The organism is Cupriavidus sp. SK-4 (assembly GCF_000611125.1).
GTDB classification, from domain to species: domain Bacteria; phylum Pseudomonadota; class Gammaproteobacteria; order Burkholderiales; family Burkholderiaceae; genus Cupriavidus; species Cupriavidus necator.
Genome location: NZ_JFJW01000120.1, coordinates 37,824 through 42,069, shown reverse-complemented (window position 1 = coordinate 42,069; position 4,246 = coordinate 37,824). Strand labels below are relative to the sequence as shown.

Sequence of the window (4,246 nt, the reverse complement as noted above, 5' to 3'; positions counted from 1 at the left end):
CCGCCGGCCCCTGGGCCGGCGATATTCCCTGCTTATTCTTCCTGGAATGCTTCCTCACGCTTGGCCTTGATCGCCGGCATCGCCACGATCAGCACCAGCACTGCAGCGGCGATCAGCAGCCCCAGCGACAGCGGGCGCGTCACGAACACGCTGAAGTCACCACGCGACAGCAGCAGCGAGCGGCGGAAGTTCTCTTCCATCATCGGCCCCAGCACGAAGCCGAGCAGCAGCGGCGCGGGTTCGCACTTGAGCTTGATGAACAGGTAGCCCACCACGCCGAAGGCCGCAGTCTGGAACACGTCGAAGGTGGTGTTCTGGACCGAGTACACGCCGATGCAGCAGAACGTCAGGATGGCCGGGTACAGGTAGCGGTAAGGCACCTTCAGCAGCTTCACCCAAATGCCGATCAGCGGCAGGTTCAGCACGATCAGCATCAGGTTGCCGATCCACATCGAGGCGATCAGGCCCCAGAACAGCGACGGGTTGCTGGTCATCACCTGCGGGCCGGGCTGGATGTTGTGGATGGTCATCGCACCCACCATCAGCGCCATCACCGCGTTGGGAGGAATGCCCAGCGTCAGCAGCGGGATGAAGGAGGTCTGCGAAGCCGCGTTGTTGGCCGATTCCGGACCCGCCACGCCTTCGATCGCACCCTTGCCGAATTCCTGCGGATACTTGGAGGTCTTCTTCTCCAGCGAGTAGGCAGCAAACGAAGCCAGCGATGCACCGCCGCCCGGCAGGATGCCCAGTGCCGAGCCCAGCAGCGTGCCACGCAGCACCGCCGGGATCATGCGCTTGAAGTCTTCCTTGGTCGGGAACAGGTTGGTGATGTGGTCGGTGAAGGTCTCGCGGTGTTCCTTCTGCTCCAGGTTGGCGATGATTTCAGCAAAGCCGAAGATACCCATTGCCACCGAGACGAAGTTCAGGCCGTCGGTCAGTTCCGGCACGTCGAACGAGAAGCGCGCGGCGCCCGAGTTCACGTCGGTGCCGACCAGGCCCAGCAGCAGGCCCAGCACGATCATGGCGATGGCCTTGACCAGCGAACCCGAAGCCAGCACCACGGCGCCGATCAGGCCCAGCACCATCAGCGAGAAGTATTCGGCGGGGCCGAACTTGAACGCCAGTTCCGACAGCGGCGCGGCAAAGGCGGCCAGGATCATGGTGGCCACGCAGCCGGCGAAGAACGAGCCCAGCCCGGCTGTGGCCAGCGCCACCCCCGCTCGTCCTCGCCTTGCCATCTGGTAGCCGTCGATGGTTGTCACCACCGAGGACGATTCACCAGGCAGGTTCACCAGGATGGCGGTGGTCGAGCCGCCGTACTGGGCGCCGTAGTAGATACCGGCCAGCATGATCAGCGCGGCCACCGGGGGCAGCGTGTAGGTCACCGGCAGCAGCATGGCGATGGTGGCCAGCGGCCCCAGGCCCGGCAGCACGCCGATCAGGGTACCCAGCACGCAGCCCAGGAAGGCGTACGCGAGGTTCTGGAAGGTCAGGGCGGTGGAGAAGCCCAGACCCAGGTTGGCGAGTAGTTCCATGTTGGCGGCCTCCTTAGCTTGCCAGGAAAGCCGGCCACACCGGCATCTGCAGGTTGATGCCGTAGACGAAGGCGCCCAGGCTGATCAGCACCAGGATGATGGCGTTGAGGATGGCACCCTTCCAGCTGAATTCATGGCTGGCCATCGACGACACCAGCACCAGCACCAGCACCGACAGCACCATGCCCAGCGGCTTGAGCAGCAGGCCGAACAGCACGACCGAACCGAGGATCCACAAGAGCGTCTTGATGTCCCAGCGGGCCAGGCTGTCTTCTTCCGACTTGGAAGACAACGAGCCCCACAGCACCAGCACGCCCAGCAGGGCGAGCACGATGCCGAGCCAGAACGGGAAGTATCCCGGTCCCATTTTTGCGGCGGTTCCCATGGAATAACCGCGCGCGACCCAGGAAAAGCCGAATCCGACCAGGATGAACATCAGGCCGGAGGCGAAGTCCTTTTGGCTACGTATGCGCAAAGTGAATCTCCTCGATAAGACTGCTTGAAATCTCAGGAGGGTTCCCTTCCGCTGCCTTCGTTGCGGTGCATCATGCGGCAGTTTGCGGGAGCTCTCCTACGGGCAGGGTGGAAGTTAAGGGGGCGACCTTTCAGCTACCTTTCAGATGTCTGCAAACAGGGTCATGCTGAGGGTATCCCCTAGTGAAAGAGCGCTTAAAAGTGCCGCTAAGCCAAGCTGGGAGCGGGTTGGCGGGCAGAGGCGCGAGTCGCTGCGCTATCATCCGGGGCGGTCTTGCGCCGCGCGGCGCTCCCCGCCGCTGAAAGGTTTGAAAGGTTCCGCAAGGAACCACTACGCAACGCAAGGAGCGGTTTGGAGAGCATTGACCACGTCATTCTGATCGGCGCCGTCGTGATGTCGCTGGGCATCGTGCTGGGCGCTTTCTCGGCACGCCTGGGCGTGCCGTTCCTGCTGGTCTTCCTGGCCGTGGGCATGCTGGCCGGCGTGGACGGGCCGGGCGGCATCCGCTTCTCCGATACCTGGCTCAGCTTCCTGGTCGGCAACCTGGCGCTGGCGGTGATCCTGCTCGATGGCGGGCTGCGCACGCGCTTTGCCACCTTCCGGGTGGCGCTGAAGCCTTCGCTGTCGCTGGCGACCGTGGGCGTGCTGGTGACGGCAGGGCTGGTCGGCGTGTTCGCCGCCTGGCTGCTGGGCATCGACTGGCGGCTCGGGCTGCTGCTTGGTGCCATCGTCGGCTCGACCGACGCAGCCGCGGTGTTCTCGATGCTCAATAGCAGCGGCATCCGGCTGAAGGACCGGGTGGCGAGCGTGCTCGAGATCGAGTCGGGCATCAACGACCCGATGGCGATCTTCCTGACCCTGACGCTGATCGAATGGCTGACCGCACCTGACGGCCTGACGCCGCTGGGCCTGGTCACGCGGCTGCTGGTGCAGTTCGGCGTGGGCGGGATGCTCGGCCTGGCGCTCGGCTATTGCCTGGCCCGCGTGCTGGAGCGCATCCGCGTGGCCGAAGGGCTGCAGGCGATCCTGCTGTGCTCGGGCGGCGCGATGGTGTTCGCGCTCGTGCAGAGCGCCGGCGGCAGCGGCTTCCTGGCGGTGTACCTGACCGGCATGCTGATCGGCAACCGCGAGCGCGCGGTGACGTCGGACACCATGCGCGCCATGGACGGCATGGCCTGGCTGGCGCAGTCGGCCATGTTCCTGCTGCTGGGCCTGCTGGTGGCGCCGCACCGGATCTGGGAGGTGGCAGGCCCGGCAGTGGCGGTGGCGGCCTTCCTGATGCTGGTGGCGCGGCCGGTGGCGGTGTGGCTGGCGCTGCTGCCGTTCCGCTTCAATGCGCGCGAGACCGGATTTATCGCCTGGATGGGCCTGCGCGGCGCGGTGCCGATCGTGCTGGCGCTGTTTCCGCTGCTGCGCGAGGTGCCGCAAGCGGGGCTGCTGTTCCGCATCGCCTTTGCCGTGGTGCTGGCCAGCCTGCTGTTCCAGGGCACCACGGTGTCGGTGGCCGCGCGCCTGGCGCGCGTGCGGCGCCCCGGCTACCCCGAGCCGCTGGCGCGTTCGCGCCTGCGCGGCACGCGCGCGCCGATCCTGGAGGTGATGCAGTTCGAGGTGGGGCCCAATGCGCCCGTGGAGAACGTGCGTGCCGACCAGCTGGAGCTGCCGCCGCACTGCCGGCTGCTGACGGTGGCGCGCGACGATGCGCTGGCGGCGCTGGACCAGACCGTGCTGCGCGCCGGCGACAGCGTCTCGGTGATGGCGCCGGTGACGACCCTGCCGATGCTGTCGGCGCTGTTCCAGGCGGCGGGCCGCGCGCCCACCTGGGAGCAGGCCTCGCATGATTTCCTGTTGTCGGGCGATGCGCTGCTGCGCGACGTCGCGGCGCTGTACGGCACGCGCGCGCTGACCCCGGAAGAGGAGCCGCTGACGCTGGAGTCCGCCATGCAGCGGGCCTTCACCTCGCCGCCGGTGGAGGGTGACAGCGTCGCGATCGCCGGCCTGCCGCTGACGGTGACGCGCATGGAGGGCGCGCAAATCCTGCAGGTGGGGCTGTTGCTGCCGCGGCTGGAGGGGGATTCGGGCGGGCGGCTATGGCCGCGGCGGAAAAAGGATGGTATGGGAGCGGGCAGGGCTGATAGCGTTTGACGACGCCTGCAGCATGCTCCCCTCTCCCGCGTGCGGGAGAGGGGTGGGGTGAGGGCGGGCGCTTGCCGGAGCCACAGCGCTGGAAAAAACCGAA

At 66.8% G+C, this 4,246-nt stretch carries 3 protein-coding genes; 1 reads left to right on the top strand and 2 read right to left on the bottom strand.

The annotated features are described in order from the left end of the window. Positions 1 to 32 precede the first annotated feature (32 nt). Complete coding sequence (locus CF68_RS25535) at positions 33 to 1,535, bottom strand: tripartite tricarboxylate transporter permease (protein WP_035824297.1); 1,503 nt, start codon at positions 1,533 to 1,535, stop codon at positions 33 to 35. Between the two features lie 13 nt (positions 1,536 to 1,548). Then, positions 1,549 to 2,010 carry a tripartite tricarboxylate transporter TctB family protein gene (locus CF68_RS25530; RefSeq protein ID WP_035824295.1) on the bottom strand — a complete coding sequence of 154 codons (462 nt, stop codon included), beginning with the start codon at positions 2,008 to 2,010 and terminating at the stop codon, positions 1,549 to 1,551. A 351-nt stretch (positions 2,011 to 2,361) separates the two neighbouring features. Here CF68_RS25530 and CF68_RS25525 point away from each other — a divergent pair, with 351 nt between their 5' ends. Further along, on the top strand, positions 2,362 to 4,152 hold the full coding sequence (locus tag CF68_RS25525) for a potassium/proton antiporter (RefSeq protein WP_035824292.1): 1,791 nt from the start codon (positions 2,362 to 2,364) through the stop codon (positions 4,150 to 4,152). The last annotated feature ends 94 nt before the right edge of the window (positions 4,153 to 4,246 follow it).

Coding starts and splice junctions, on each gene's coding strand:
- CF68_RS25535 (WP_035824297.1), bottom strand. CDS start 1,535: ATGGAACTACTCGCCAACCTGGGTCTGGGCTTCTCCACCGCCCTGACC.